Origin of the sequence: Tessaracoccus sp. MC1627 (assembly GCF_014164725.1) — a bacterium.
GTDB lineage: Bacteria > Actinomycetota > Actinomycetes > Propionibacteriales > Propionibacteriaceae > Arachnia.
In genome coordinates this window covers 141936-168829 of the sequence record NZ_JACJGA010000001.1, presented here as the reverse complement: position 1 = coordinate 168829, position 26894 = coordinate 141936, and the positions used below count along the sequence as shown (strand labels likewise).

27 protein-coding genes and 1 tRNA gene are annotated in these 26894 nt (G+C 68.0%); 14 read left to right on the top strand and 14 right to left on the bottom strand.

All coding sequences use genetic code 11. From position 1 onward, the window contains the following. Positions 1-88 precede the first annotated feature (88 nt). From H5399_RS00765 to H5399_RS00755, 3 genes are all read right to left on the bottom strand, one after another. Positions 89-2653, bottom strand: coding sequence for an ABC transporter permease (locus tag H5399_RS00765; RefSeq protein WP_182781124.1), 2565 nt, complete (start codon positions 2651-2653; stop codon positions 89-91). Continuing rightward, positions 2654-3556 (bottom strand): ABC transporter ATP-binding protein, encoded by a 903-nt coding sequence (locus tag H5399_RS00760; RefSeq protein WP_182781123.1) that lies wholly within the window; start codon positions 3554-3556, stop codon positions 2654-2656. A 291-nt stretch (positions 3557-3847) separates the two neighbouring features. Beyond that, positions 3848-4021, bottom strand: a complete 174-nt coding sequence (locus H5399_RS00755; RefSeq protein WP_182781122.1) for a hypothetical protein — start codon at positions 4019-4021, stop codon at positions 3848-3850. A 78-nt stretch (positions 4022-4099) separates the two neighbouring features. On the opposite strand from H5399_RS00755, the gene H5399_RS00750 reads away from it, so the two are divergent. After that, entirely contained in the window at positions 4100-5734 is a 1635-nt protein-coding gene (locus H5399_RS00750; protein WP_182781121.1) for an FAD-dependent oxidoreductase, read from the top strand. Positions 5735-5915: 181 nt separating this feature from the next. Here H5399_RS00750 and H5399_RS00745 read toward each other — a convergent pair whose 3' ends face one another. Next, complete coding sequence (locus H5399_RS00745) at positions 5916-6176, bottom strand: metal-sensitive transcriptional regulator (protein WP_182781880.1); 261 nt, start codon at positions 6174-6176, stop codon at positions 5916-5918. Between the two features lie 179 nt (positions 6177-6355). Continuing rightward, positions 6356-7729, bottom strand: a complete 1374-nt coding sequence (dnaA, locus tag H5399_RS00740; RefSeq protein WP_182781120.1) for a chromosomal replication initiator protein DnaA — start codon at positions 7727-7729, stop codon at positions 6356-6358. A gap of 340 nt (positions 7730-8069) precedes the next feature. On the opposite strand from dnaA, the gene rpmH reads away from it, so the two are divergent. From rpmH to H5399_RS00695, 9 genes are all read left to right on the top strand, one after another. After that, positions 8070-8207 (top strand): 50S ribosomal protein L34, encoded by a 138-nt coding sequence (gene rpmH, locus H5399_RS00735; RefSeq protein ID WP_182781119.1) that lies wholly within the window; start codon positions 8070-8072, stop codon positions 8205-8207. A 12-nt stretch (positions 8208-8219) separates the two neighbouring features. Next, positions 8220-8570 carry a ribonuclease P protein component gene (gene rnpA / locus H5399_RS00730; protein WP_182781118.1) on the top strand — a complete coding sequence of 117 codons (351 nt, stop codon included), beginning with the start codon at positions 8220-8222 and terminating at the stop codon, positions 8568-8570. After that, positions 8564-8860: a membrane protein insertion efficiency factor YidD gene (gene yidD, locus H5399_RS00725; protein ID WP_370585655.1), complete on the top strand. Its 297-nt coding sequence runs from the start codon at positions 8564-8566 to the stop codon at positions 8858-8860. Before rnpA ends, yidD begins: the two co-directional genes overlap by 7 nt. Further along, complete coding sequence (gene yidC / locus H5399_RS00720) at positions 8861-10009, top strand: membrane protein insertase YidC (RefSeq protein WP_182781117.1); 1149 nt, start codon at positions 8861-8863, stop codon at positions 10007-10009. It begins immediately after the preceding gene. Positions 10010-10083: 74 nt separating this feature from the next. Next, entirely contained in the window at positions 10084-10554 is a 471-nt protein-coding gene (locus tag H5399_RS00715) for a protein jag (RefSeq protein ID WP_370585654.1), read from the top strand. Between the two features lie 20 nt (positions 10555-10574). Then, positions 10575-11180: a 16S rRNA (guanine(527)-N(7))-methyltransferase RsmG gene (rsmG, locus tag H5399_RS00710; protein WP_182781878.1), complete on the top strand. Its 606-nt coding sequence runs from the start codon at positions 10575-10577 to the stop codon at positions 11178-11180. 1447 nt (positions 11181-12627) lie between these two features. Beyond that, positions 12628-13458 carry a ParA family protein gene (locus H5399_RS00705; RefSeq protein ID WP_255421977.1) on the top strand — a complete coding sequence of 277 codons (831 nt, stop codon included), beginning with the start codon at positions 12628-12630 and terminating at the stop codon, positions 13456-13458. Then, a complete protein-coding gene (locus H5399_RS00700; RefSeq protein ID WP_370585653.1) occupies positions 13455-14345 on the top strand; it encodes a ParB/RepB/Spo0J family partition protein in 891 nt (296 codons plus the stop codon). The genes H5399_RS00705 and H5399_RS00700 overlap by 4 nt, the downstream gene beginning before the upstream one ends. A 68-nt stretch (positions 14346-14413) precedes the next feature. Further along, positions 14414-14782: a DUF3817 domain-containing protein gene (locus tag H5399_RS00695; protein ID WP_182781114.1), complete on the top strand. Its 369-nt coding sequence runs from the start codon at positions 14414-14416 to the stop codon at positions 14780-14782. Positions 14783-15256: 474 nt separating this feature from the next. Here the strand turns inward: H5399_RS00695 and H5399_RS00690 are convergent, their stop codons facing one another. From H5399_RS00690 to trxB, 6 genes are all read right to left on the bottom strand, one after another. Beyond that, a complete protein-coding gene (locus H5399_RS00690; RefSeq protein WP_182781113.1) occupies positions 15257-15949 on the bottom strand; it encodes an SURF1 family protein in 693 nt (230 codons plus the stop codon). Positions 15950-15967: 18 nt separating this feature from the next. Beyond that, the gene (locus H5399_RS00685) at positions 15968-16900 is read right to left on the bottom strand and encodes a D-alanine--D-alanine ligase (RefSeq protein WP_182781112.1); all 933 of its coding nucleotides are present in this window, start codon (positions 16898-16900) and stop codon (positions 15968-15970) included. A gap of 13 nt (positions 16901-16913) precedes the next feature. Beyond that, positions 16914-18218, bottom strand: a complete 1305-nt coding sequence (locus H5399_RS00680) for a PLP-dependent aminotransferase family protein (RefSeq protein ID WP_370585652.1) — start codon at positions 18216-18218, stop codon at positions 16914-16916. Positions 18219-18314: 96 nt separating this feature from the next. Further along, entirely contained in the window at positions 18315-18881 is a 567-nt protein-coding gene (locus tag H5399_RS00675; protein ID WP_182781111.1) for a hypothetical protein, read from the bottom strand. After that, positions 18881-19198, bottom strand: coding sequence for a thioredoxin (gene trxA / locus H5399_RS00670; protein ID WP_182781110.1), 318 nt, complete (start codon positions 19196-19198; stop codon positions 18881-18883). Before trxA ends, H5399_RS00675 begins: the two co-directional genes overlap by 1 nt. A 65-nt stretch (positions 19199-19263) precedes the next feature. Further along, a complete protein-coding gene (trxB, locus tag H5399_RS00665) occupies positions 19264-20199 on the bottom strand; it encodes a thioredoxin-disulfide reductase (RefSeq protein WP_182781109.1) in 936 nt (311 codons plus the stop codon). 132 nt (positions 20200-20331) lie between these two features. Here trxB and H5399_RS00660 point away from each other — a divergent pair, with 132 nt between their 5' ends. Further along, the gene (locus H5399_RS00660) at positions 20332-20676 is read left to right on the top strand and encodes a hypothetical protein (protein ID WP_182781108.1); all 345 of its coding nucleotides are present in this window, start codon (positions 20332-20334) and stop codon (positions 20674-20676) included. Positions 20677-20681: 5 nt separating this feature from the next. Here H5399_RS00660 and H5399_RS00655 read toward each other — a convergent pair whose 3' ends face one another. The 3 genes from H5399_RS00655 to H5399_RS00645 all read right to left on the bottom strand — a co-directional run bounded on the left by H5399_RS00655 (position 20682) and on the right by H5399_RS00645 (position 24072). Further along, on the bottom strand, positions 20682-21608 hold the full coding sequence (locus tag H5399_RS00655; protein WP_182781107.1) for an enoyl-CoA hydratase/isomerase family protein: 927 nt from the start codon (positions 21606-21608) through the stop codon (positions 20682-20684). A 75-nt stretch (positions 21609-21683) separates the two neighbouring features. Next, positions 21684-22658 carry a sugar-binding transcriptional regulator gene (locus tag H5399_RS00650; RefSeq protein ID WP_370585651.1) on the bottom strand — a complete coding sequence of 325 codons (975 nt, stop codon included), beginning with the start codon at positions 22656-22658 and terminating at the stop codon, positions 21684-21686. Positions 22659-22764: 106 nt separating this feature from the next. Further along, complete coding sequence (locus H5399_RS00645; protein ID WP_370585682.1) at positions 22765-24072, bottom strand: MFS transporter; 1308 nt, start codon at positions 24070-24072, stop codon at positions 22765-22767. Positions 24073-24151: 79 nt separating this feature from the next. On the opposite strand from H5399_RS00645, the gene H5399_RS00640 reads away from it, so the two are divergent. The 3 genes from H5399_RS00640 to H5399_RS00630 all read left to right on the top strand — a co-directional run bounded on the left by H5399_RS00640 (position 24152) and on the right by H5399_RS00630 (position 26157). Further along, positions 24152-24224, top strand: a tRNA-Ala gene (locus H5399_RS00640). Positions 24225-24372: 148 nt separating this feature from the next. Then, on the top strand, positions 24373-25575 hold the full coding sequence (locus H5399_RS00635; RefSeq protein ID WP_182781104.1) for a site-specific integrase: 1203 nt from the start codon (positions 24373-24375) through the stop codon (positions 25573-25575). Positions 25576-25866: 291 nt separating this feature from the next. After that, positions 25867-26157, top strand: a complete 291-nt coding sequence (locus tag H5399_RS00630; RefSeq protein ID WP_182781103.1) for a hypothetical protein — start codon at positions 25867-25869, stop codon at positions 26155-26157. Positions 26158-26894 lie beyond the last annotated feature (737 nt).

Genomic DNA, 26894 nt, shown 5'->3' with positions numbered 1-26894 from the left:
TCGGTGAGCGCAGCCACGTGGGTGCGCTCGGGACAGACCATCGCCTGCATCATAGCCGGGCCGCTCAGCGCCCATGCCAGCCGCTGACCTACTCGCTGGCGATGGATTCGAGCACGTTGAGCCGCGACGCGCGACGCGCCGGCCCGACCGCCGCCAACACACCGAACAGGGCCGCCACCACGACGAACACCCCCAGCTGGACCCAGGGGACGACCAGAATGTCGATTCCGTCGTCCCGTAGAAGGTTGACCAGGACGGAGCCGAAGACGCCGCCCAGGAGCACGCCGAGCGTGGCGCCCAGCGTGGCCACCATCACCGATTCGAGGGTCACCATGAGCCTCAGCTGCGGACGGGTCATCCCCACCGCGCGCAGCAGCCCCACCTCTCGGGTCCGCTCCATCACGGACAGGCCGAGCGTGTTGACGATGCCGAGCACCGAGATCACGACGGCGAGCGCCAGCAGCGCGTAGAGGATGGAGAAGATCTGCTGGAACTGCCCGACCCGGGCCTCCACGAACTCCGCCACGTCCGCCACCACGACGGTGGGCAACTCGGAGGTGGCCTCGTCGAGGCCCTCACGCACTGCCGTCAGGTCAGCGCCGGGCTCGGTGAACACCACCACCTGCTGTACCAGGCTGCCGTCGCCGAGTTCGGCGAACGTGTCCGGGTCCACGATGATGTCGCCCAGCGGGGGCGGGCCACCGCCGCCGTCGTGCAGGCCGGTGACGAGAAGCTCGACGGTGCCCCCTGCCGGCGTGGGTAGTTCGAGCAGCTGGCCGAGGCTGAGCCCCTGATCCTCGGCGAAGTCCGAGGAGATCACGGCCGGGGCGGTGCCGCCCTCGTCGCTGAGCGAGCCGGCCACGACCTCCAGGCTGCTGGCCCGCTCCAGGCCCTCGTCGGTGGCGCCGGTGAGCTGCACGGGCTCGCCGTCGAGAACAGTGGCGCCGCGGTAGAACTCGAAGACGGCCTCGACGCCGTCGATCTCCCGTGCCTCCTCCGCGACAGTCGCGTCGAACGGCTGATAGGCCACGGGGCTAATGGTGAAGTCACCGCGCTGATCAGAGGTGAGCCGCTCCCGGATGGAGGTGGTGGTGCTGGCGGCCAGGATGGCCACCGTGGCCACCAGCGCCAGGCCGATCATGAGCGTGGCGGCGGTGGCCGCGGTGCGACGGGGCTGCCGGACCGCGTTGAGCCGGGCCAGCTTGCCCACCTCGCCGAAGAGCGCACGGTAGGCCAGACCGAACAGCCAGATCAGTGGCTTGCCCACCAGGACGGCGGCCAGCACCATGCCCACCAGGAGCAGGACCGCGCCGACGCCGGCCCAGATCAGGGGCTGCGGGACGTCCAGCCAGAGTGCGCACGCGATGGCCGCGATGCCGATCTCGATCATCCCGACGCCGATCAGCGGCAGCCCGCCGAGCCGCTCCGGCCCGGACTGCTGCGCCATCGCCATGGCCTCGACGGGGCGGGTCCGGGATGCCTTCCGCGCGGGCAGCGTGGCCGCCACGAGCGTGATGACGATGCCGATGGTGTAGGACGCGGCCACCGCCTGCCACGTGAAGGTGGGCACGGCGGTGCCGAGGTCGATGCCGAAGAGGCGGAACGCGGCGAGGATTCCCCAGGCCAACCCGTAGCCCACCAGCAGGCCGACGGTGGCGCCGATCACGCCGATGACCGCGGCCTCCGTGAGTACCGAGAGCCGCACCTGCCCGCGGGTGGCGCCGATGGCGCGGAGCAGGGCCAGCTCCCGGGAGCGTTGGGCCACGAGGATCGAGAACGTGTTGAGGATCAGCAGGGTCGCCACCAGGAGCGCGATCCCGGCGAAGACCAGGAGGAACGTGTTGATGAATCCGAGGCCCACGTCGAGCTGATCCTGGATGGTTTCAGCCAGCGAATCTCCGGTCTCGGCGACGAAACCTTCGGGGAGGATCTCCTGGACGGCCTCGGCCACCGCGTCGGGGTCGGCCTCCGGTGCGGTCTGCACCCAGGCCGCGTAGAACCCCTCCTTGCCGCCCTGCACCAGGCGCTGGGCCTCGTCGAGGGTGAAGAACAGGTAGCTGGCGCCGGCCGTGGCCCCCGCGCCGTAGGTGCCGAGACCAACGATGGTGTAGCTCTGGATCCCGTCGACGGGCGTGGACACGCTGAGGGTGTCGCCGACGACGAAGCCGCCGCGCGTGGCGGTGGCCGGGTCCACCATCACCTCGTCCGACGCCTCGGGCACGCGGCCCTCGACGAGGCGTGCCCCCACCTGGCCGCCCGCTGCGGGGAGGTCCACCCAGTTCATCGCGATGCCCGGGGCACCGGGGAACATGATCAGGCGGTTGTCCTGGTCCAGGGGGAAGATCTGGCTGCTGGAGACGATGCCGGCGGCCGCCTGGACGCCGTCCACCTCGCCGATGGCCGTCACCTCGTCGCTGGTGAGCAGGATCTGCTGGGCGCCCGCCGTGGGATCGAACCCCTGGATGCCGCTGGACTCGGGTGAGACGTTGACGTCCGCCAGCGCGCCCTTGACGAGCTGGTCGAAGCTGGAGGACAGCAGATTCGTGAACAGCAACGAACCGGCCACGAAGGCCACACCCAACACGATCGACAGCGCGCTGAGCAGGAGCCGGACTTTGCGCGCCCACAGCGACTTCCAGGTGGCGTGCAGCATCTACTGGTCCAGGAGTGCGCGGCGCGCCATGGAACGTTCGACGGTGGACTCGCCACCGTCGTCGACGGGGCCGCTCGTGGGGGCCGCGCCGCCGTCGCGGTAGACGGCCGTGCCCTCCGCACCCTCCCCGGCGGGCTCGTCCTCCACGGTCTCCGGCGCCCGGTGCGTGGGGGTGTGGCGGGGGTAGATGTGCGACATCGCTCCCAGCAGGTCCTCCTGGGTGGCGCCTCGCATCTCATGCACGATGCGACCGTCCGAGAGGAAGACCGCCCGATCCGCGTAGCTGGCGGCATGCGCATCGTGGGTGACCATGACCACCGTCTGGCCGAACTCGTCGACGCTGCGGCGCAGGAATCCGAGCACCTCCGCGGCCGAGGTGGAGTCCAGGTTGCCGGTGGGCTCGTCTCCGAAAACGATGTGCGGGCGATTCATCAAGGCCCTGGCGCAGGCGACGCGCTGCTGCTGACCGCCGGAGAGCTCGGACGGCTTGTGCGTGAGGCGGTCCCCCAGCGCCAGCACGTCGACGATGCGCTCGAACCACTCCTCGTCGACCTTCTTGCCTGCGATCCGCAGCGGGAGGACGATGTTCTCCCGGGCCGTGAGGGTTGGCACCAGGTTGAAGGCCTGGAAGATGAAGCCGATGCGGTCGCGGCGGAGCTCGGTCAGCGGGGTGTCCGCGAGCGTGGAGACGGCCGTCTCGCCGAGGTACACCTCTCCCGACGTGGGGGTGTCCAGCGCGGCCATGAGGTGCATGAGGGTGGACTTCCCGGAGCCGGAGGGGCCCATGATGGCGGTGAACTCGCCGTCTGCGATCTCGAAATCCACGTCGTCCAGGGCGGTCACCACCGCCGATCCGGATCCGTAGATCTTGGTGAGGCCCCTGGCCCGCGCTGCGATGCTCACGCCCACAAAGGTAGCAGCGGCCTCCAGCGCTGCCAGGGGCGAAATTGCGCCCTGAGCGGGGTTCCCCACAGCTGTGACTTTGAGTGGCTTTGAGTAATTACATCCTCGTTGTACTCATAGCCCCTGTGGAGGCGGTGGATAACTGGTGTCGCGGCTTGTCAGCGCAGCATTGCGGCTGTTGAGCGACTGTGGATGAATCGAAACTACACGTGAAGGATTTGTGGGGAGCGGCCGGGCTGGAAAGTTATCCACAGCCAGGACCCGGCCGCTCTCACACGGTTGTCCGCAGGGTCAGCGGCCCATGAGACGGCCGAAGATGCCGCCGCCCGACGAGGGGGTCTGGGTGTTCTGGTGACCGCCGCACCACTGGCCGGCCGGCACGGAACGCTTGACGGCCTCCACGTGGTTGCCGCATCCGGCCCAGGTGGTCTTGCCGCACTGACGGCACTTGACGGGACTGCACATGTTGATCTCCTTTTGGATTGCTGTCTCGGGTCACCCCGGTTCGCCAACCATACCCCCAGGGGTATAGGATTTCCAAACATGAGAGTTGTAGTCATTGGTGGAGTTGCTGGTGGGATGAGTGCGGCGGCGCGTCTGCGTCGCCTCGACGAGTCCGCGGAGATCATCGTGGTGGAGCGGAGCGGCTATGTGTCCTTCGCCAACTGCGGCCTTCCCTATCACGTGGGCGGAGTGATCGAGGACCGTTCGGCGCTGCTGCTGCAGACCCCGGAGTCCCTGTACAACAGGTTCCGGCTGGACGTGCGCGTGGGCACCGAGGCGGTGCAGATCAACCGTCAGGCCAAGGAGGTCGTGGTGCGCGACGTGGCCACGGGCCGCGAGGAGACCCTCACCTACGACAAGCTGGTCCTCTCCCCCGGCGCCAGGCCCCTCATGCCCCCCATCCCCGGCATCGGCCGCGCGCTGCCCTTGCGCAACGTGGAGGACACGGACCGGATGATCGCGGCCGTCGACGGGGCGCGTACGGCGGTCGTCGTGGGCGGCGGCTTCGTCGGGCTCGAGGTGGCCGAGAACCTGCTGCACCGCGGGATGCAGGTCGCCGTCGTCGAGGCGCTCCCCCAGGTGATGGCCCCGCTGGATCCCGAGATGGTCGTCCCTGTGCACGCGGTGATGCGCGACGCCGGCATCGATCTCAGGCTCGGCTCCGGCGTCATCGCCATCGGTGAGAAGGACGTGACGCTGGCCGATGGGTCGGTGCTGCCGGCCGATGTGGTGGTCGCGGCCATCGGGGTGCGCCCGGACACCGAGCTGGCCAAGGCCGCGGGCCTGCGGATCGGTCCCCGTGGCGGCCTGCTGGTCGACGATCGCCAGCTCACCAACGACCCCTCCATCTATGCCGTGGGCGACGCCGTCGAGAAGGTGGACGCGCTCAGCGACGAATCGGTGCTGGTGCCCCTGGCCAACACGGCCAACCTGCAGGGCCGGCGGGTCGGGGACGACATCGCGGGTCGCGGGCGGGCCGCCCGTCCCGTGCGCGGCACGGCCATCGTCGGACTCCTCGGCCTCCAGGTGGCTGCCACCGGGTGGAACGAGAAGCGGCTCCGCGACGCGGGGCGCCACTACCTGGCCATCCACACCCACCCCGCTTCGCACGCCACCTACTACCCCGGCGCCACGACGATGGCTCTGAAGCTGCTCGTGGACCCCGAAACCGGCCAGATTCTGGGCGCCCAGGGTGTCGGCAAGGAGGGCGTGGACAAGCGGATGGACGTGATCGCCACCGCGATGGCAGGCGGTCTCCGGGCCGACGACCTGGCGGAACTCGAGCTTGCCTATGCGCCGCAGTTCGGCTCCGGCAAGGACGCCATCAACATGCTCGGCTTCATCGCCGAGAACCGGCTCAGCGGCTGGGAGGACAGCATCCAGTGGCACGAGGTGGCGGAGGCGCAGAACGCCGGCGCCGTCGTCGTCGATGTGCGGACCCCCGGGGAGTTCGCGGCCGGCGCCATCCCGGGCGCGATCAACATCCCCGTCGACGAGCTGCGGGACCGGCTGGACGAGATCCCCGACGGCGACGCCCCACTGGTCCTCCACTGTGGGGTCGGCATCCGCAGCCACGCGGCGCTGGCGGCGCTGAGGTCCTCCGGCCGGACGCTGCTCAACCTCGACGGCGGCTACACGACGTGGAAGGCGGGCTCGGGGATCACGCTCCACTGACCCCCACCCCCCGCTCTCCCCGTGCACGACACGCCGCCTGAGTGCCTCCCCTAGCCCCGATGGGGCAACGGTGGGCGTCTCGGGCGGCGTGTCGTGCACAAGGAAACGACGAAGGGGCCCTCACCACCGCGGTGGCGAGGGCCCCTTCGTCGTGCTCGGGGCTGTCCTCAGGCGCTCGGCCTCAGGCGAGGCTCAGGAACAGCTTCTCCATCTTGGCCTGGTCCAGCGGGTCCGGATCCGGCTGCTCCATGCACTGGCGCAGGCCGATCGAGATGGTGGAGAAGCCGGCTCGGTCCACGGCCTTGGAGACGGCGGCGAGCTGCGTGACGATCTCGTCGCAGTTGCGGCCGTCCTCGATCATCTTGATGATCCCGCCCAGCTGCCCTTGGGCACGCTTGAGCCGCTTGACCACCGACACCATCTGCTCTGGGTCCAGCTGCATGGGATCAACCTCTTCAATCATGGTCCGAGTATATACCCCCATGGGTATAGGAAGTGATAGCACTCGAACAGCACGGGTTACCCCGCCGAGGTTCCATTGTCACGCGGCGAGCTGATCCACACAACCAGTGGCACGCTGACGCGGCCCCGACGACGGGGTGAGGGCGGCGGGCGAGGCGTTCAGGACTGCTTGATCTGGTTGGTGAGCTCGGTCACCTGGTTGAACAGCACGCGGTCCTTGCCGATCTTCTCGTTGATCTTGCGCACGGCATGCAGGACCGTCGAGTGGTCGCGGCCGCCGAACCGGTGCCCGATCTTCGGCAGCGACATGTCGGTGAGTTCGCGGCAGAGGTACATCGCGATCTGGCGTGCCCCCGCGATGGTCGCCACCCGGCTGCTGCCGGTGAGGTCCTCCAGTGAGATGGAGAAGTACCTGGCGGCCGCGTCCATGATGGTCTGCGCATCGACGGGGGCGGCGTCGTCGGGCATCAGGTCGTTGAGCACCTGCTCGGCGAGCGGGAGCGTGATCTCCTGCTGGTTGAGGCTGGCCAGCGCCGCGACCCTCGTCAGGGCCCCCTCCAACTCGCGGATGTTGGTGGGGATCCGCGAGGCGATGAGCTCCAGCACCTGGGTGCCTGCGGTCAGCCGCTGCTGGGCCACCTTCTTCCGCAGGATGGCGATGCGGGTCTCGAGGTCGGGCGGCTGGATGTCGGTCATGAGGCCCCACTCGAACCGCGACCGCAGCCTGGGCTCCAACGCCTCGAGCAGCTTCGGCGGGCGATCGGAGGTCATCACGATCTGCTTCTGCGCGTTGTGGAGCGTGTTGAAGGTGTGGAAGAACTCCTCCTGGGTCTGGATCTTGGACTCCAGGAACTGGATGTCGTCGACCAGCAGCACGTCGACGTCGCGGTAGGAGCTGCGGAACTCGGCCGTGCGGTTCGAGGAGATGGCGTTGATGAAGTCGTTGGTGAGCTCCTCGGTGGAGACGTACTTCACGCGCAGCTGCTCGTAGTAGTTGGTCACGTAGTGGCCGATGGCGTGCAGCAGGTGGGTCTTGCCGAGCCCGGAGGGGCCGTAGATCATGAGCGGGTTGTACGACTTGCCGGGAGTCTCGGCGACGGCGGCCGCCGCGGCGTGCGCGAAGCGGTTGGACGAGCCGGCGACGAACGACTCGAAGGTGTAGCGCGGGTTGAGCCGGACGTCCTGGGGGCGCGAACGTGGCGCCGCACGCCGTGGCTCCTCGTCCTCATGGACGTCCGGCGCCGTCGAGGTCCACGCGTCGGCCTCCTGCACCATCTGTGGATTGATCATCACCGCGAGGTGGGTGCTCTGACCACAGATGTCGCTCAAGCGCTCCTCGATCTGGGGGCGGAGGCGGGTCTCGAGGCGTTCGCGCGTGGTTTCGTCGCCGACCGCGAGCATCAGCGTGCTTCCGTGCATGTCCAGGGGCTTGGTGCGGCGCAGCCACGCCTTCGTGGGGGCATCGGCGGAGGCGATGACCTCGTTCCACAGGGCTGCCAGGTCCGGCGTCGGTGATTCGCTCACCTCACCCACTTCCCGGCGGTTCGCTCCGCCTTCTCATTCGTCCACAAGGTTGTCCACAAGGGGGATAACTCACCCTAGCGGTACAGCCGACCGGGGCTCACCTGTGGATAAGCTGGAAGGCAGGACAACGAAGTTAGTCCCGTCGGGCCCCACACGCAAGGCGATTTCCGCGACACGCCGGTGCCACGCTGGACTACACGGCTGTCATTTGCTTAGTTGTGCGGCTGCGTGGGCGCGGTTTGGTCCCAGGGCCTGTTGCCACGTATCGTTGACCAGTCGCCATTGAGGCGGTCACTTCCCCCTGCCCACCAGGGCAGTTGTACACCAACGACACTGAGCGAGTATTCCCATGACTAAGCGCACGTTCCAACCGAGCAACCGCCGTCGCAGCCGCACCCATGGCTTCCGCGCCCGCATGCGCACCCGCGCGGGTCGCGCCATCCTGTCGGCCCGTCGTGGCAAGGGCCGGACCGAGCTGTCGGCCTAGGTCCGGACGTCGGTGCTGCCAGGTCCTCGTCGGCTCACGAAGCCCAGTGACTTCGGTGTCACCGTCCGGCACGGCTCCAGGGCAGCCAGCCCGACAGTCGTGGTGCACGTGTTGCGCCCCACCACCCAGAATCCACCCGACGTCAGCCGGGTGGGTTTTGTCGTCTCCAAGAAGGTGGGCAACGCCGTGACCCGCAACCGCGTCAAGCGGCGGCTGCGGCACCTCGTCGTCGGACTGGAGGCCCCGGTCGTGGCAGATGTCGTGGTGCGGGCCCTGCCCGATGCCGCCGTCGCGACGGATCGGCTGGGCGAGGACCTCGCAGACGCCTGGCGGCGCGCGTTCCGGAAGGCGGCGAAGTGCTGAAGTACCCGCTGATCTGGTTCGTCAAGGCCTGGCGCGCGGTCATCTCCCCCTCCTACGGGGACGTGTGCAAGTACCATCCGTCGTGCTCCAGCTACGGGCTGACGGCGCTCGAAACCCATGGCGCCGTCAAGGGCGTCTGGCTCACCGGCCGACGGCTCGTGCGCTGCCATCCTTGGGCGGCGGGCGGCGTCGACTATGTGCCCGGCACGCCGGAAGCGGCGGCCTGGGCAGAAGAGAATTCCAACGAATCACGGGACACCAAGTCCCAACCGAAGACTGAGGTGGCTTAAGTGGTCGATCTACTGGTGACGCTGAACATCTGGGACAGCTTCTACGGGGTGCTGTCGGCGATGATGCAGCCGCTGTACTGGGCGGTGTCCGGCCTCGTGGTGTTCTTCCACTGGCTGTACACGCCGCTGTTCGGCGCCGAATCGGGCTGGAACTGGACTTTGGCCATCATCAGCCTCACGGTGGTGATCCGAACCCTCCTCATTCCGCTGTTCGTGAAGCAGATCAACTCCGCGCGCAGCATGCAGATGCTTCAGCCGAAGATGGCGGAGCTGCAGAAGAAGCATGGCCATGACCGGGAGCGACTCGGCCAGGAGACCATGAAGATGTACAAGGAGGAGGGGGTCAGCCCCACCGCCTCCTGCCTGCCGCTGCTCCTCCAGATGCCCATCTTCCTCGCGCTGTTCCGCGTGCTCGAGGGAGTGTCCTCCGGCAATGTCCGCGGCCACTTCTTCAAGATCAACCCGGACCTGGTGTCGTCGCTGCAGAACGCCGAGATCTTCGGCGCCCGCCTGGCGGACCGCATCTTCCCGATGACCTCGTTCGGCCCCACCCAGGCCGTGGGCATCGTGCTGGTGGTGGCGATGGTCGCGGTGTTCTTCGTCACGCAGCTCCAGTTGATGCGCAAGAACCTGCCCCCGGAGTCCCTCACCGGCCCGATGGCCCAGCAGCAGAAGATGATGCTGTACCTCTTCCCCGTCATCTACGCCGCCTCGTCTGTGGTCATCCCCATCGGCGTGCTCATCTACTGGCTCACCTCGAACCTGTGGACCATGGGCCAGCAGGGTCTCCTCATCCGCAACAATCCCGCGCCCAACACTCCTGCGTTCATCGAATGGGAGGAGCGGATGCTGGCCAAGGGCAAGGATCCGCAGGGCATCATGATCGCCCGCGCGGAGAAGCGCCGCGGCAAGACCGGCAACGGCGCTGCCGGCTCACGCCCCGTGGCGCGCCCGGTTGCCCAGGCCCCGGCGGCGGAGGGTGGCGATGGCGCTGAGGTCACGGAGGGCGCTGAGGTCGCGGAGCAGCCGACGAGGGTGACCCGTCAGCAGGTGACGCGCCAGACCGTCCGCACCTCCGAGGACGGCAAGCCCGTCGTCGTCCGGCAGCAGCCGAAGCAGGCGCCGCGCTCCGCTCGGAAGAAGAAGTGAGCCAGCCCTCCGAGCAGGGCCCCGACACCCAACCACACACCGCCCCCACCGGGCATGAGGAGAGGACACTTTCCGTGTCGAACAATGAAACCGAAGCCGCCCTGTTGGCGGAGGGCGACCTGGTTGCCGACTACTTCGAAGAGCTCCTGGACATCGCCGATCTCGACGGCGACATCGAGAACTCCGTCCAGGACGGTCGCGCGTTCGTCGTGATCGACACCGAATCGGATCGGCTCGTGGGTAAGGACGGCGAGGTCCTGGACGCCCTGCAGGAGCTGGCCCGTCTCGTCGTGATGACGGAGACCGGGCACCGCTCCAGGCTGATGGTTGACGTGGCGGGGTACCGCGCGCGGCGTCGGGCCGAACTGGTTGCCATGGCGAAGGACGCCATTGCCGAGGTGCAGGAGTCTGGTGATCCGGTGCGGATGGCCGCGCTCAATGCCTATGAGCGCAAGATCGTCCACGACGAGGTCGCCACCGCCGGGCTGCTCAGCGAGTCGGAGGGCGAGCCCCCGAACCGCCGGGTTGTGGTCAGCGCGAAGTGACCGACGAGCAGTCCCCGGAGCTGACGGCTCGAGCGGCACTCTTAGAGTTTCATCGCCGAAGCGCTGAAGAGTTAAGCCGATATGTCGATATATTGGCTTCGCGCGGGATCGAATGGGGACTGCTCGGGCCCCGGGAGGGCGACAAGCTGTGGCAGCGCCACATCGCCAACTCGGTGGCCCTCAACGACGCCATCCCGCAGGGAGTGGAGGTTGCGGACGTTGGCAGCGGGGCCGGCCTTCCCGGGATCCCAGTCGCCATCACCCGGCCCGACCTCACGGTCACGCTCATTGAGCCGCTGTTGCGCCGGGCCAACTTCCTGACGCTGGCAGTTGAGGAGCTGGGGCTGGAGGACCGGGTGGAGGTTCTGCGGGCGCGGGCCGAGGACACGAAGCGCCGCTATGACGTCGTCGTCTGTCGCGCCGTTGCGCCGCTGACGAAGCTACTCGGGTGGACCACTCCCCTGTTCGCCGACGGTGGCCAACTGCTGGCCCTCAAGGGAGAGTCGGCCGAGCAGGAGATCCGTGATGCCAGGCCCACCTTGGTGCGAGCGGGACTCAAAGCAGAGGTGCTGGAGTTGAGTGTGGCCCCGGGCGTCGAAGGCGCGAGGGCGATCCGCGTTAGCTGACACCCGCGTCTCCAACTCGAGCTGGGTTCTCAGGGCTGTGAGGCGTGACCCGCTCTCCGGGCGGCCCCTCGTGGGCCTGTCCTGTCATTCGCCCCGGTCGAGCATGGGTCGGGGCCTGCGGCGCTTTTGAGGGCCGCCCGGAGAGCGGGTCACGCCTCACAGCCGGCTCCCAGCGTGGCCTTGCCTGGGTCCGGGAGCCGATCGTCATGGCGGCGCCGGGGTTGGGACTCCCTGAGCGGGATGCCGGCTGAGTGATCCTCGGGTTGGGCATCACGACGCAGAACCGCCACGACGAGCGACTCCTTTCTGCCAGGGGCTGTGTCCCTGGCCGGTGAGAGGGGCGTTGGCGTAGATGTAGCAGGACGGGCAGGCCGGTGCCGCTCCCGATCCCACTGGACTTGCGGCCGCAACGGTCCCGCCGGACGAAGCCGCTTTCCGCTGGTTGAGCCGGGCCTCGTTCCCCCGCTGGTTGAGCCGGCCCTAGCCGCGAAGCGGCGCAGCCCGCGTCGAAACCGACGTCGGTCTTCAGGTAGAACTACCTGCGGGACTCTGCACCGGGTGCCAAGGGTTTCGACGCAGCAGCGGGCGCTTCGCGCCGCGGCTGGCCCAACCAGCGGTAACGGCGAGCCAGAGGTAATGGCGAGCCAGACCCTCGTCCGTGCTGTCGCGACCCCACAGGACTTTAGCGGCAGCGCCTGCGCGCCGGACGAAGCTACACCCCCCGCTGGTTGAGCCGGGCCGAGCCGCGAAGCGGCGCAGCCCGCGTCGAAACCGACGTCGGTCTTCAGGGGGAACCACCTGCGGGACTCTGCACCGGGTCCCCTGGGTTTCGACACAGCAGCGGGCGCTTCGCGCCGCGGCTGGCTCACCGCGGTGGCGGGCAACCGGACCGGGCATAGCAAGGCGCGGCGCGGCCCGCGTTGACTTGTGCCGAGCCGCGCCGAGTCGCACCGCCTCCTTGGGTGAGTACATTGTGTCCGCGAAGAGTCAGGCTGGCGGAGGGGCCCACCCGTGCCCCGCTGGTTGAGCGGAGCCCAGCCGCGAAGCGGCGCAGCCCGCGTCGAAACCGACCGGTCTTCAGGGATAACTAGCTGCGGGACTCTGCGGGTGCCGTGGGTTTCGACGCAGCTGCGTTCGCTTCGCGCCGCGGCTGGCTCAACCAACGGTGGCCCGTCGGGCTGTGCGGGACGCGCCGGAATGGCGAAGGAGCGTTTCACGTGAAACGCGGCGCTCACACTTCGCGGTCCGCCACCCGAGTTGGGTAGAGTCATCGCGGACACCAAGGAGGCCCCGGATGGCGTTGTTCTTCCGCAAGCGCAAGGCGCAGCAAGCGAATGATGACGAGCTGTGGAAGCAACACAGCAACGTTTCACGTGAAACGGGGTTGCACCCCAGACGAGCCGCTCGCGACGCCGAGGCCAGCGTCGAATCCGAGTACGGCGATGAGATGGTCGACTTCGACTCCCCCGCCGCGACTCTCCCCCGGCCTGCGAGCCCACGCATCGTAGTGGTCGCCAATCAAAAGGGCGGCGTGGGGAAAACGACCACGACAGTGAACATCGCACATGCAATGGCCTTGGGCGGTCTCAATGTGCTCGTCGTCGACAACGACCCCCAGGGCAACGCCTCCACCGCCCTTGGCATCAAGCACAGCCCCGGTACGAAGGGTACCTACGAGGTTCTCCTCGAAGGCGTCGGCATCATCGAACACGCACAGCCGTCTCCGCACTCGCCGAATCTGCATGTCCTTCCTGCCGCCATCGATCTCGCGGCGGCGGAACTCGAACTTGTGAATCTCCGCGGCCGTGAGCACCGGATGCGTGATGCCATCAAGCAGTACGTGGACGAGTCTGGCGTGGACTACATCTTCTTCGATTGCCCGCCGTCGCTGGGACTGCTCACATTGAACGCCCTCGTGGCTGCCAACGAGATCCTCGTGCCCATCCAGACCGAGTACTACGCACTCGAGGGCGTCACCCAGTTGATGCGCACCATCGCACGGGTCAAGGGCAACCTCAACGACGATCTAGAGCTGAGCACCATCCTCCTCACCATGTATGACGCACGGACGAATCTGTCGCGGGAAGTGGCCGACGAGGTTCGCAAGCACTTCCCGGACCAGACGCTGACCCAGGAGATCCCGCGCTCCGTGCGCATCGCTGAAGCCCCCAGCTACCAGCAGACCGTCCTGAACTACCAGCCCAAATCTCCGGGCGCACTCGCGTATACGGCCGCCGCACGCGAGATGGCTGAGCGCGCCCAGAAGGTGGAGGAATGATGGCTGTACTGAAGAAGAGCGGCCTCGGCCAAGGCCTTGGGGACCTGTTCGCCCGAACCGACGACGACAAGGCCGAACAACTCAGCGACGGCTCCACGTTCGCCGACCTGCCACTCCAGCAGATCTCCCCGAATCCCCATCAGCCGCGCACGGTCTTCGACGAGGACGACCTCAACGAGCTGGCTGACTCGATCGCCGAGTTCGGTGTCCTGCAACCGGTTGTTGTGCGTCGCCGCGGCGATGACGCCTACGAGTTGGTGATGGGGGAGCGACGTCTCCGTGCCAGTCAGCTCGCCGGCCGCGAGACCATCCCCGCCATCATCCGAGGGACCGACGACACCGCCCTCCTGCGCGACGCCCTCCTGGAGAACCTTCACCGGGCCAACCTGAACCCCATCGAGGAGGCGAACGCGTACTCCCAGCTGCTCCGTGACTTTGAGTGCACGAAGGAGGACCTCGCCCAGCGGATCCACCGGTCCCGCCCACAGGTTTCCAACACGTTGCGTCTGCTCAACCTGCCAACGCGGGTGCAGACGAAGGTCGCGGCGGGCGTCCTGTCCGCCGGCCATGCGCGCGCCCTGCTCGGCCTTCCCGACGCGAACGCCCAGGAGGAACTGAGTGAGAGGATCATCGCCGAGGGGCTGTCGGTCCGGTCCACCGAGGAGATCGTCGCGCTGGGGCGGGGGAGTGCCCACCGCTCCAGCGTCGCGCGGACCCCGAGGATCCCCTCCGAGCGGGAGCGGGAACTGGCCACTCACCTGAGTGATCATTTCGACACTCGGGTCAAGGTGAACATCGGACGGAACAAGGGCCGCATCACCATTGAGTTCGCCAGCGGTGACGACCTGGACCGCATCGTCGCAGTGCTGGACGGCAGGACGCTCTAACGCTAAACGCGTCTAGCAATAAAGCAATATAGCGACAAAACCATAGATAGAGTTAACGAGGAACTGACATGACCACCGCGACCCCCGCCGCGACCGTCGCCCCAAGCGACATCCCCGCTATCAGGTCCGCCCTGCTGCGCTACCGCATCATGGCCTATGTCGTCGGCGTGCTCCTCGTCGTGCTGGTGTGCGTGGGCCTCCCCCTGAAGTACATCTGGAGAGACGGCCGGGTGGTGGTGTGGACCGGGATGCCGCACGGCTGGCTGTACATGGTGCTCCTCATCACGGCCTACGACCTCGGTCGCCGGGTGAAGTGGTCCATCAAGTGGTTCCTGGTCATCATGGCCGCGGGGACGGTGCCGTTCCTGTCGTTCGTCGCCGAGCACTTCGCCACAAAGAACGTCCGGGCGACGATCGCGGCCAGCGAGACCGAGTGAGATAGGCATCTGGGCCACGCCGTTTCGCGGGGCCCTACTTCGGTCCCTGATGGTTCCGCGTCGCGAAGCGACCGTGGGAGTCTCGAAGGGTCGAGAACTCGGACCTGACAGCGAGGGTGGGGGACGGCAGGGCGGCACTGCGCAGCGGTGCCCAACCCGAGGATCACCAACTGACATCCCGCTCGAGCTGACCTGACCCCCACGCCGCCCTGCCGGCCCGCACCCGGGACCAGGCAACGCCACAGGAGGACCGAGTGCGGGGAGACGGGAGACGAGGCCCGGGCGGCCTCCACCACTCGGCCACAGTGTGACCAGCGACGGTCAGCAAAGCCATGGATAGCGGCCGCCCGGGCCTCGACTCACGGCTCATCGCACCGACAACGAGATCTGCGTGAAGGTGGTAGTCACGACCCTTCGAGACAGGCCACGCCGCTTCGCGGGCGGCCCTCCTCAGGGAGCGGCCACCGCACCTGATCAGCGGAGGTTAGCCGGATGGGCGCTCGCTGCGTCCTTCCCGAAGCCGCGAGCGACGTAGATTCCGAACGCCACCGCACCAGCCGCGAACACCCACCACTGCAGCGCATACCCGCGATGCGTCGCCGACCCCTCCGCCTCGGGGAGCACCAGCGGCGCCGCGCTCAGCCCCTGCGCCGTCGACGCCTCCGCGGGGAGCGTCACGTAGCCCCCGATCAAGGGCGACGGCCACCCCTGAGCCAGCGCCTGCACCCTCAGCGACCCAATATCCGCCCCCACCGCGACACTCTCAGCCGGCAGGTCTGACGACAGGAACACCCCGGCCACGTCCTGTTCACCGCTCGGTGCGGCGGGGGCCACGGCTCCCTGTTCGACGATCCCGCGCACCACCGCGACGTGCCGGCCGTCGTCCATCTCGAACGCAGTGACCACACGCAGCGGCCACTGCTCTCCGACCAGCACCTCATCGGTGGTGTAGGCCCCGGTGAGGGTGACCTGTCGGCCGTACACGTCGTCGATCTCCCCGCTCTCCGCGACACTCTCAGCCAGCGCAACCGGCTCCAGAGCCGCACGCTCGGCCGACACGTCGCGCGTCGATTCCTCGTAGGAAGCCATCTGCCACAGCCCGAGCGTCAGCATCACGGCAGCGACGACGAGCCCCGCCGTCACCGCGACCGCCTGCTTCGCGCGCACCCTCACGTCTACCGCCACTCAGCCGCGGGCGAGGTCCACCAGTGTGGCGAACACCTCGCCCAATTCCCGGCCGGCGGCCTCGAACGCCAGGGGTGCCAGCGACGTCTCCGTCATGCCTGGCGCGACGTTGCCCTCGAAGAAGACGGGCCTCCCGGACCGCTCGACGATCATGTCCACCCGCGACAGGTGCCTGAGCCCGAGTGCCCGATGGACGGAGACCGCGAGCTCACCGGCCGCCGCGAGCACGTCGTCGTCCAGTTCGGCGGGGGTGACGAAGCGGGTGGCGCCGGCGGTGTAGCGGGATTCGTAGTCGTAGACCCCGGACTGGGGCCTGATCTCGACGGCAGGCATGGCGACGGGGCCGTCACCCTCGTCGAGCACGGTCACGGCGATCTCGGTGCCCGTCAGGAACGACTCGATGACGGCCACCGCACCGTAGGCGTAGGCCGCGACCAGGGCGGCCGGGAGACCCGACGCATCGTCGACCTTCGTCACGCCGAGCGCGGATCCGCTCCTCGACGGCTTGACCATCAGCGGGTAGCCGAGCTGCGCCCCGATGCCCTCCATGAGCGCGGGGGCGCCGAGCTCGCGGAAGATGTCGTGGGGGAGTGCGACCTGCTTCGGGGCGGCCAGCCCCGCGCCGCGCACCACGGAGGTGGCGATGGACTTGTCGAACGTGAGCCTCGACGACGCACCGGCCGGTCCGACGAAGGGAACGTTCAGGACTTCGAACACCTCGCGCAGCGCCCCGTCCTCGCCGAGACCGCCGTGCAGCATCGGGACGACGACGGCGTCCGGAGTGCGGCGCACCAGCGGGATGAGGTCTGCGTTGACGTCGGCCTCGATCACCTCGCGGCCCACGTCGCGCAGGGCCTGGGCGACCCGTCGGCCGGACCGCAGCGACACGTCGCGCTCGTGGCTCAACCCACCGGCAATCACGATGATCGTCATGGATAACTCCTTGTCAGCTGAGGTCTGGGCCGGGCCCGGAAGGGCGGCGCCGGTCAATTGGGGAGGCCTCGATCCCGAAGGTGGTCATCACTTCGAGCTCGCGCCGCACGACGTCGGCGAAGCGCTGCACACCGGTCTTGATCCGGTCCGGCGGCGGGAAGCAGAACGACAACCGCACGTTGCGCGCGCCCTGGCCGTCGGCGTAGAACGCGCTGCCGGGCACGAACGCGACGCGCGCGTTGACCCCGCGGGGCAGCATGGCCTGCGAGTCCAGGCCTTCGGGGAGAGTGACCCACACGAAGAACCCGCCGGCCGGGCGCGTCCAGGTGGCGCCGTCGGGCATCTCCTCGGCAAGGCTGTGGAGCATGGCGTCGCGGCGCTCGCGATACATATTGCGGTAGATCCCCACCTGCCCCTTCCAGTCCTGGGTGGACAGGTAGGTGGAGATGGCGAACTGGCTGAACACAGGCGGGCAGAGCGTGGCCGACTCCTGGGCCAGCACCAACTTCTCGCGGACGGCGTGCGGCGCCAGCACCCATCCGACACGGAACCCGGGGGCGAACGTCTTGGAGAACGAGCCCAGGTAGATCACGTCGGCGTCCACCGAGCGCATCGCGGGCAGCGGCTCGGCGTCCAGGTTGAGCAGCCCGTAGGGGTTGTCCTCGACGACGAGGATGCCCGCCTCCGCGCACACGGACAGGATCTCGAGGCGCCGCTGCCAGGGCTGGGTCTTGCCCGACGGGTTGTTGAAGTTGGGGATGGTGTAGAGGAACTTGATCCGCTTCCCCGCCTTCTTCAGCCGAGCCGCCGTCTCCCGGAGCGCCGCCGGGTCCAGTCCGTCGTCATCTGAGGAAACGTGCACCACCTCGGTCTGGTAGCTGAGGAAGGTGCCTAGCGCGCCCACGTACGACGGCGACTCCGCCAGCACCACGTCGCCTGGATCGCAGAAGATGCGCGTGACGAGGTCCAGGCCCTGTTGTGAGCCGGCGGTGATGACCACGTCGTCGGCGTGCGCGGTGATGCCCTCGAGCGCCATGACGTCGAGGATCTGCTCGCGGAGCACCGGCTCGCCCTGGCCGGAGCCGTACTGCATCACCTGGGTGCCGTTGGTGCTGATCATGTGCGCCATGGACGCCGCGATGTCCGCCAGCGGCAGGTCCTTGATGTTGGGCATGCCGCCGGCGAGCGAGACGATCTCGGGGCGGTTGGCCACGGCGAACAGTGCCCTGACGGCGGAGACCCGCATGCCGTTGGTGCGCTGGGAGTAGCTGTCGACGAACCGGTCCAGCCGGGTGTCGTGCCTCGAGTGCTCGCTCACGTTGTCTTACCTTGCGTTCGGGACGCGGCCGCCGTTGGCGACACGCGTTGAGCCTGCGCCCACCCTATCCGGTCCGGCCAGACTGGCCGCAGGACATCAGGGTGTGACCGCCGTCTCGAACTCAGTCAGCAGCGCCGCCAGGTCCTCCGTGGCGTGCTCGGTGACGGCGAGAAGGAGCAGGCCCGTCTCCTCCGTCACCCGCCCACACGCGGGAAGCGACGTGTCCACCGACAATCCGCACAGCGTCCCGCCGCCTCCCACCGCAGAGGCGTCCTCGACGCCGGCGTCCGCCACGTAGGTGGCCGCATCCTCCTGAGGCCAGGTCATCACGAAGATCACCTTGTTGACGCCGTCGGAGTAGTCCGCCCGGACGATGCGCTGATTCTCAGGTGCCGGGCCATCGCTCGCGGTGACGTCTCCCCGGACGAGATCTCCCACCTGGACCGGCGGGTCCATGATGAGCGTCGGTGACGGAGCGTGGGTGGGAGACTGCGAGCTGCCGGTCGCCCCGCCCAAACCCGCGCCGATGAGCCCGCCAGCCACCACGAGGGCGGCGGCGATGGCCGGCCCCAACAGCCGTTGCCACCAGGGGGCGGGCGGCTGTGTGGTGTCGTCGGAGACGGCCGTCCAGGCGGCGCGGGTGGGGGTTGGGCTGCTGCTCATCAGAGCAACTCGTCGATGGCCTTCTTCAGGGCGCCCTTGGTTTTCCCGCCCGTCAGTGACTTGGCGACGCGCCCGCCCTGGAAGAATTGCAGTGTGGGGAGGCTGAGGACGCCCTGCTCGGCGGCGAGGCCCGGGTTGGTGTTGGTGTCCACTTTCACGAACTTCACGTTGCCGTACTCCTTCGAGAGCTCCTCGACGATGGGTGCGATCTGCCTGCACGGCGCGCACCAGTCCGCCCAGTAGTCCACCACGACGAGCGTGTCTGCCATGAGGACCTCGTCGACGAAGGTCTTCTCCGTCACGTCGGTGACTGCCATGGTGCTGCCTCTCAAGAATGGGATAGGTCAACAGAGTCTATGCGCCCGGCCCCGCGGGACCGGGATCAGTCCTCGAGCGCCTGCAGGTACTTCTCGGCGTCGAGTGCCGCCGCGCAGCCGGTCCCCGCCGCGGTGATGGCCTGCCGGTAGGTGTGGTCCACGAGGTCGCCGCAGGCGAAGACGCCTGCAACGTTGGTGGCGGTGGTGCGTCCGTCCACCAGTACGTAGCCCTCGGCATCGGTGTGCACCTGGTCCTTGACGAGGGCCGAGCGGGGGTCGTGGCCGATGGCGATGAACACGCCCTGGACGTCGAGGTCCCGCAACTCGCCCGTGTGGGTGTCCTTGAGGGTGATGGATTCGACGGACTTCGTGCCGTTGATGGTCTCGACCACCGAGTTCCAGGCGAACTCGATCTTGGGGTCACGCATGGCGCGATCCACCATGATCTTGGAGGCGCGCAGTTCGTCGCGACGGTGGACGATGACCACCTTGGAGCCGAAGCGGCTGAGGAACGTGGCCTCCTCGACGGCGGAGTCACCGCCGCCGATCACGGCGATGGGCTTGTCGCGGAAGAAGGCGCCGTCGCAGGTGGCGCACCAGGACACGCCGCGGCCGGACAGGCGCTCCTCGTCGGGGAGGCCGAGCTTGCGGTAGCCCGATCCCATCGCGAGGATGACGGACTTGGCGTGGTACTCGGTGTCCTCGGAGTCCTTGACGATCTTGATCTCGCCGGTGAGGTCCACTGCGGTGGCGTCGTCGGTGATGAGGATGGCGCCGAAGCGCTCGGCCTGCCTGCGCATCTGGTCCATGAGGTCCGGGCCCATGATGCCCTCGGCGAAGCCGGGGAAGTTCTCCACCTCGGTGGTGTTCATGAGGGCGCCGCCCCCCTCGAACGATCCCTCGAAGATCACCGGCTTGAGGTTGGCGCGGGCGGCGTAGATGGCCGCGGTGTAGCCGGCGGGGCCGGAGCCGATGATGATGACGTCGTGCACGGTGGGCATGCTTCTCCTTCACGGGGGCGGTCAGCCGCCACCATCGTAGTGTGCTCCTGGCGGAGATGAGGCGGCCGCGTCGAGTATACCCCCAGGGGCATACGGTGCCGTTCGGGTGCTGTCAGGAGTAGCCTTCGCAGCATGAGTGAGGAGCTGTCCCGGGACGAGCTGCACGCCGCCCTCGAGGTGCGCCGCGAGATGGGCACAGAAATCGAGCCGGCGCTTGTGGATTCATTGGCGGCGAAGGTGGAGGCCACCGTCCGCCGTCGATACGAGGCCGAGCTCGCCGCCACCAAGGCGCAGTCGGCGGCGGAGCGCCAGGGCCAGGGAGGCCGCCTCGCCCTCGCGATCGTGTCGCTCGTGATGGCGATCCCGCTGACGGCGATCGTCCTGCAGTTCGGAATCGCGGCGCTGCTCATGGTGTGGGTGGGCATCGTGCTGGTCAACGTCGCGATGGCCTTCAAGCCCCCCGGCACCGGCCGCTAGGGTCGTCAGTACTCGAACGCCCGCGCCACCTCGTCCAGGGGAACCTCCTCCAGGGAGGCGTGCCGCCAATGCGGGGCGTTGTCCTTGTCCACCAGGAGCGCCCGCACCCCCTCGACGAAGTCCCCTGAGGGGATCACCGTCTCCGCGAGCCTCAGGTCCTGCGCCAGCACCTCGCTGAGCCTGAGCGAGCGGGCGCGCACGATGGCGCGCGCCGTGACGTGCACCGCGAACGGGCTGCGGGCGCGCAGCTCGCGTCCCGCCGCGCGGGCCTCGTCCGCCGGGTGGTTCTCCAACTCCCCGATGATCTCGAGCACATCCTCGGAGGCGTAGCACTCGTGGATCCAGGCGGCGGACTCGGCGAAGAGGGGAGCCGGGAGGTCGCCGTCGGCCGACTCGTCTGCCAACCCCATCAGGAGCGCGTCACCGCCGGTGAACGTGGCGGAGGTCAGCGCCACGTGCTTGCCGACGGCGCCCGCCCGCGACAGCTCGTACAGCACGCCGGCATCCGGCACGAAGCCGATCTTCGTCTCCGGCATGGCCATCACGGTGTCCGCGTAGACGATCCGACGGTCCACGTGCGCGCCGATGCCCAGCCCGCCGCCCATCGAGACGCCGCGCAGGAAGGACGTGACGGGCTTGGGGTAGTTGGCCAGCATCATGTCCAGCGCATACTCGGTCTCCAGGTACTGCAGGAACGGGCCGCCGTCGCGGACCAGCTGGACCAGTGCCCGCACGTCCGCGCCGGCGCAGAACCCGCGCTCGCCATTGCCCGCGAGCTCCACCGCTGTGACCGCATCGTCGTCGTGCCAGGCGGTGAGCGCGTCATACATCGCGGTGAACATGTCCTCGGTGAGGGCGTTGATCGCGCGCGGCCGGTTGAGGGTGATGCGGGCGATCCCGTCCTGCACCTCGGTGACGATGAATTCAGACATGGGGGCCAGCCTAAGTGAACCCGCGGGGGGCTGTCTGCCGGGAGCGGAGCAGTGTTTCGGCGTCCCGGCTGGCCGTCACACCACGCGGATGCCGGGTTTCATCCTGTTGAGGACGGCGCGGGCGGTCTCGGCGTCGATCACCAGGTCCGTGGCCACCCCGGCGCGGAGCGCGCCCAGCACGGGCGCCGCCTTCGACAACCCGCTCACCACGCAGATCCGGCGGGGCACCGTCTGCAGCTCGGCCGGTGTCATGCCGGTGGCGCGTCTGTTGATCTCAAGGTCGCGGTAGGAACCGTCCTCGCGCAGCATGACGGTGCACACGTCGCCCACCACGTTCTGCTCGCGGAGGTGGCGCAGGTCCGTCTCGCTCAGGTAGTTCGACGAGTACACGTGGCTCTGCAACTCCGAGTGGAGGCCGCCGACGCCGAACAGCGCCACCCGACAGTTGGCGCGCACGGCCAGGATGTGGCGGGTGCTCTGCTCGCGCCACATGGCTTCCTTGGTGGCGGGGTCGTCGAAGAAGGCGGGCAGCGCCAGCAGCTGCTCCTGGCCTCCGAAGGCCTGGGCGAACTTGTGCAGGATGCTGCCCACGTACGGCAGGCCGGTGGTCTGATGGTTGGCGCCGCCGTTGAGCCCGATGACGGTGACTCCGGTGAGGTCCCGGGGGTGCAGGTGGGTGGCGATGGCCGAGACGGTGGTGCCCCACGCGATGCCGACGATGTCGCCGTCCTGCACCGCGTTGCTGAGGAGGCCGGCGGCCATCCGCCCCACCTGGTCCAACCGGAAGATGCTGCTGGCCCCGGGGCGGACGTGGACGAGGTGTGCGGTGACATGGAAGTACTTCTCGAAGAGTTCCGCCATCCGGTTGAGCGGACGGTCGGGATCCACGATGGAAACGCGCACCAGGCCGCGATCCCGGGCCTCCTTGAGAAGCCTCGACACCGTCGATCTGGAGACCCCGAGGTGGTGCGCGATGGCGTCCATCGTCTCGGATTGGACGTAGTACATGCGCGCCACCGTGAGCAGTGAGTCGCTGGTGCGGTTGACCACTCGCCCCTCCTTGGACTCGTCGTACACCGTCGCCGGCAAGTCTAGACCAAGCTGTGCACGAACGTGCATCTTGGTTGCGCGAACCGTGCAGCCGAGGGCGGAGGGCTTACCGCCCCCGCGACACTTCAGGCAGCCGCCACCCCCACCACGCGCCCAGGATGCCCAGGCCCGCCAGGAACAGCAGCGCCCACACCACCCCGGCCAGCGCCAGCAGCGTGCTGATCCCGCCGACGATGAGCAGGATCACGCCCATCGCCGTGTTGGACACCGCCACATAGACGGTCCGCATGTCGCCCTCCGCCATGTCGACGACGTAGGTCTTCCGCCCCACCCGCACCCCCGTGTGGAGGAGGGTGAGCAGGAAATAGCCCGTCACCAGGACGACGGTGCCCCACGTCGACCCGCCGTCGAAGCCCGGCAGCGACACCACCGCAACCAGCACGAGAACCACCACAGACGCCGCGGCACCGGCGAACGACATCAGGGTTCTGCTGGAGCGATCAGCCAGCCGGCCGAAGATGCGGCCGCCGATCAGCGACGCCACCCCGGAGGCGAGCACGAAACCGCCCAGGCCGGTCAGCGTGTCTGTGCCCTCCGTCGCGGACAGGGTCACGACGAACGGCGGGCTCAGGGCGGAGACCAGGAGGAAGCTGCGGGTGGTGACGAAACTGCGGAACTCGCGGTCCGTGCGAAGCAGTTCGAGGACACCGGTGGGGGAGCCGTCGGCCGCGGCTTCGGGCGCGCCGTCGTCGGGCTCGTGGAATCCCGCCTGGACGACGGCGGTGGCCAGCCAGAGCGCCGCGGCCGCGGCCAGCATCCACGCCAACTGGCCTGCGGACAGGTCGTCGCCGGCGAAGATCCGGATGGCAAGACCGAGCGTGATCGCGACGATGCCCGCGGCCGTGGTGCCCAGACCGTTGATCTGCCCCCGCTCGCCCTTCGGGATGGTGCGGCCCTGCACGTCCTTGGACGCGATCGACGTCAGGCAGCGGCCGAGCGAGAACACCGTGAGGGCGGCGATGATGGCGAGCCCAGCCGCCAAGCCGGAGCCGACGGCGCCGGTGAGCGCCATGGCCGCCACGGCCACCGCCTGGATCAAGGAGCCCACCACCAGCACCCACTTCCGGTGCCGGACCCGCATCACCAGGGGCGTCAGGAACGCCTGGGGGAGCATGGAGCCGGATTCGCGGATGGGCACCAGGAGGCCGATCAGCGCGGTGGGCGCGCCGAGTGCATTCAGCAGCCACGGCAGCACCGTCGACGGCTTGACGATCTGATCGCCGGAGGACTGCAGGGCGCTCGCCACCACCTGCCGGAGGCCGTTGCGCGCCACGTGCTCTCCCGCGCCTCCGGGGAGGGCCCGCTCGGCGTCGAGGTCGCGGTGGAGGAGAGCGGAGTAGAGGCGTTCGGACATGCTCACGTTCCGACCCTAGAGGAGCCCCCCGGAGCGAGATGCCCCGGGGCGCGTGCTGCCCTATACTTGCCGTCGATTCGGGGCATTAACTCAATTGGTAGAGTGCCACCTTTGCAAGGTGGAAGTTAGGGGTTCGAGTCCCCTATGCTCCACGGCCGAACTCCCTAGTCAAACGCCATTGACTAGGGAGTTTGTCATGTTGCTACCGGACTCAAGAGGCCTCAAAGGGACAACAGAGGACCTCGAGATGGAACGTTCGTGGAACGCGCTCCATCGGATCTCAGTGGGGTTCTAGGAGTCATGAGACGGTTCGGATCGATCAAACGACTGCCCAGCGGGCGCTACCGTGCGTCCTTCGCCCATCCCCATGACCCGGCGAGGAGGGTGGCGGCACCGATCACCTTCACGCACAAAGGCGACGCGGAGCACTGGCTCAGACTCCAGCAGAGGGCGATTGAGCGAGGAGAGTGGCTCTCACCGGAAGAGGAGGAGGGTCGCCGTCCCCAACAGCGAACCCTTCAGGAGACCTATGACCGGTTCCTGGCCCAGCGCCCGCGGCCGTTGGCCTTGTCCACTCTCACTGCCTATGAGCAGGATTGGCGGTTGCGGATCGTTCCCCACTGGGGGGCCGAGCGTGATGTGAAGACCATCACCCACGACGAGGTGTGGCATTGGCGTCAGGACTCGCTGGCTGCTGAGCGCCGACGCGACCGGTCGACGTTGGCCTTGTTCAGCGAGTTGCTGGCGAAGGCTGCGCATTGGGGATGGGTCGACAAGAACCCAGCTGCCGGGGTGGGCATCCCACGCAAGACGAAGCCGATGGAGCAGCGCCACGTGTTCGACCTGGACGATGTACGACGCTATCTGCAGGCCGCCGAACCTCAGCACGTGGCGATGTTGGCCGCGGTGGCATTGGGCGGGTTGAGATCAGGTGAAGTCCGAGGTCTGCGTCGGATGGACCTCGACCTCGAGGGGCGGCGGATCTCCGTACGCCAGGCGATCGAGCATGGCAAGGACGGCACTGCCTACCGGGTGGGTGTGAAGGTTCCCAAGACGTCGGCCGGCATCCGCTCGCTGCCGATGTCGACGACGTTGGTGACGATTCTGCGGGATCACCTCGAGGCGCACCCAAGGTCGCCTGAGCAGCTCGTGTTCACCGTCGCGAATGGCAAGCCGATGGGGCCGGCCGAGGCAGACCGGCGGCATAACAGGGCGCTGGCCAACATGGGGTTGCGGACCCCGGAGGCGGAGCGGCGCCGATTGTGGCGGAAGGGTCTTCCTGTGCCCAGGGAGGACCACATCACGCTACACGACCTCCGCGCTTCCTACGCCGCGTGGCTTTTCAGCGAGGGGTACACGATCGCGGAAGTCATGCTCTTGCTGGGGTGGAGCGACTCCCGCATGGCGCTTGAGGTCTATAGCCGCGTCTTTCCACGCCGAGTCGAGAGCGTTGGCCCCAAGCAGGACGAAGCCCTCAAGGGCCTCACAGTGGTCGTGGCCTGAGACCCAGCCAAGCGTGGCCCCCGGGTGAAGGACGATCCACTGGACGCCGGAGGGCCGGTTGGGCCGGCCAATGGACACCGTTTCACGCTGGGCGTGTCTCGATGGGGTTCTGAGGTGTATGCGACACGCGGCAGGCCTAAGGGGACAAGGGGCGGAGCGCGACGGAGGCGGACCTCGTCGACGCGGCGCCGACCCGCCAGCGGCCGGTCTTGGACTCCCTGACCTGTTGCGCGTCGAGCTGCCCATATCAACCCCGGCACTCATCTGAGTTGCCTCTCGTAGGAGGTACCTATGTCCCAAGCGTTGAAGCAGGTCGCGAGACGACGAGCAGCCGAGGCGTTCCAGAAACGTCGAGAGGAGCACTTGGCGCGCGAAGCCATAATCAGGGACCTTGTGGTGGAGGCAACCACAGCGTTTCTGGAACGCAAACGCGTCATCAGCCTGGCCGAACGTCGAATTGCGGCTGCGCTGTGTGAACTCGAAGAGCTGGCAGTCGCCACGGCAGAGGCAGCTGCCCTGTGCGGAATCGAACCGCGTGAAGTCGTAAAGCTGAAGAGGAGCCACCGAGAGGAACCACGATGAGGAGCCACAACAGTCCAACACCGACGCGGCAGGTGAGGGCCCGACGCTGGGCCTCACTCAAGGATGCCGCCGAGTACATCAGCGTTCATCCAAAGACCCTGACCCGGCGATTCAGCGACGGCTCTTTGATCCGGTACCGCGTTGGACGACGAGTGATGGTTGACCTAGATGAGCTCGATGATCTCGTGACGGCGAGCGCCGGGGGAATCAAGACGCTGGCTGGGTGAGGCGCGGAAGCCGGAGGCCACGGAGGAGGCCTGGCCCACTCGCCCACATCCAGGCCAGGCTCCATAGGGACGGGGCCCTCGTCGACGGGGAGTGTGCACACCCGGCGACCCACTCGGAAGGTGCCCACCACTCGTAACTTGATCGGAGCGCTCTTCGATATTCCGACTACCGCTCCCCAACCATCACACTCATGCTTGAGGAGCCGACGTGTCGATCTGTCGAGGAGAGGATCCAGATGCCGGGCGCTGCGGGGGTCGTCGTCAGCAGCGCGAATCGCGGTCACGCCGAGTTCCCGTGCACCCTTTCCAGACCCGCCCAGGCATCGTGCCTCCACGGCCTCCTGCGCTGCTTAAGCTTCTCCTTGGCCGCGGCCAGCGACTCGGCCTCCTTGATCTGGTCCTCGAGGAATCCATGACTACCTACTTTCGCCCTGCGGGAGGCTTGTTCCTCTCGGCTACGGCACAGCGCGGCTCGTCGTCCGCCCCGCTTGGCGGGACTCCGCCATTGAT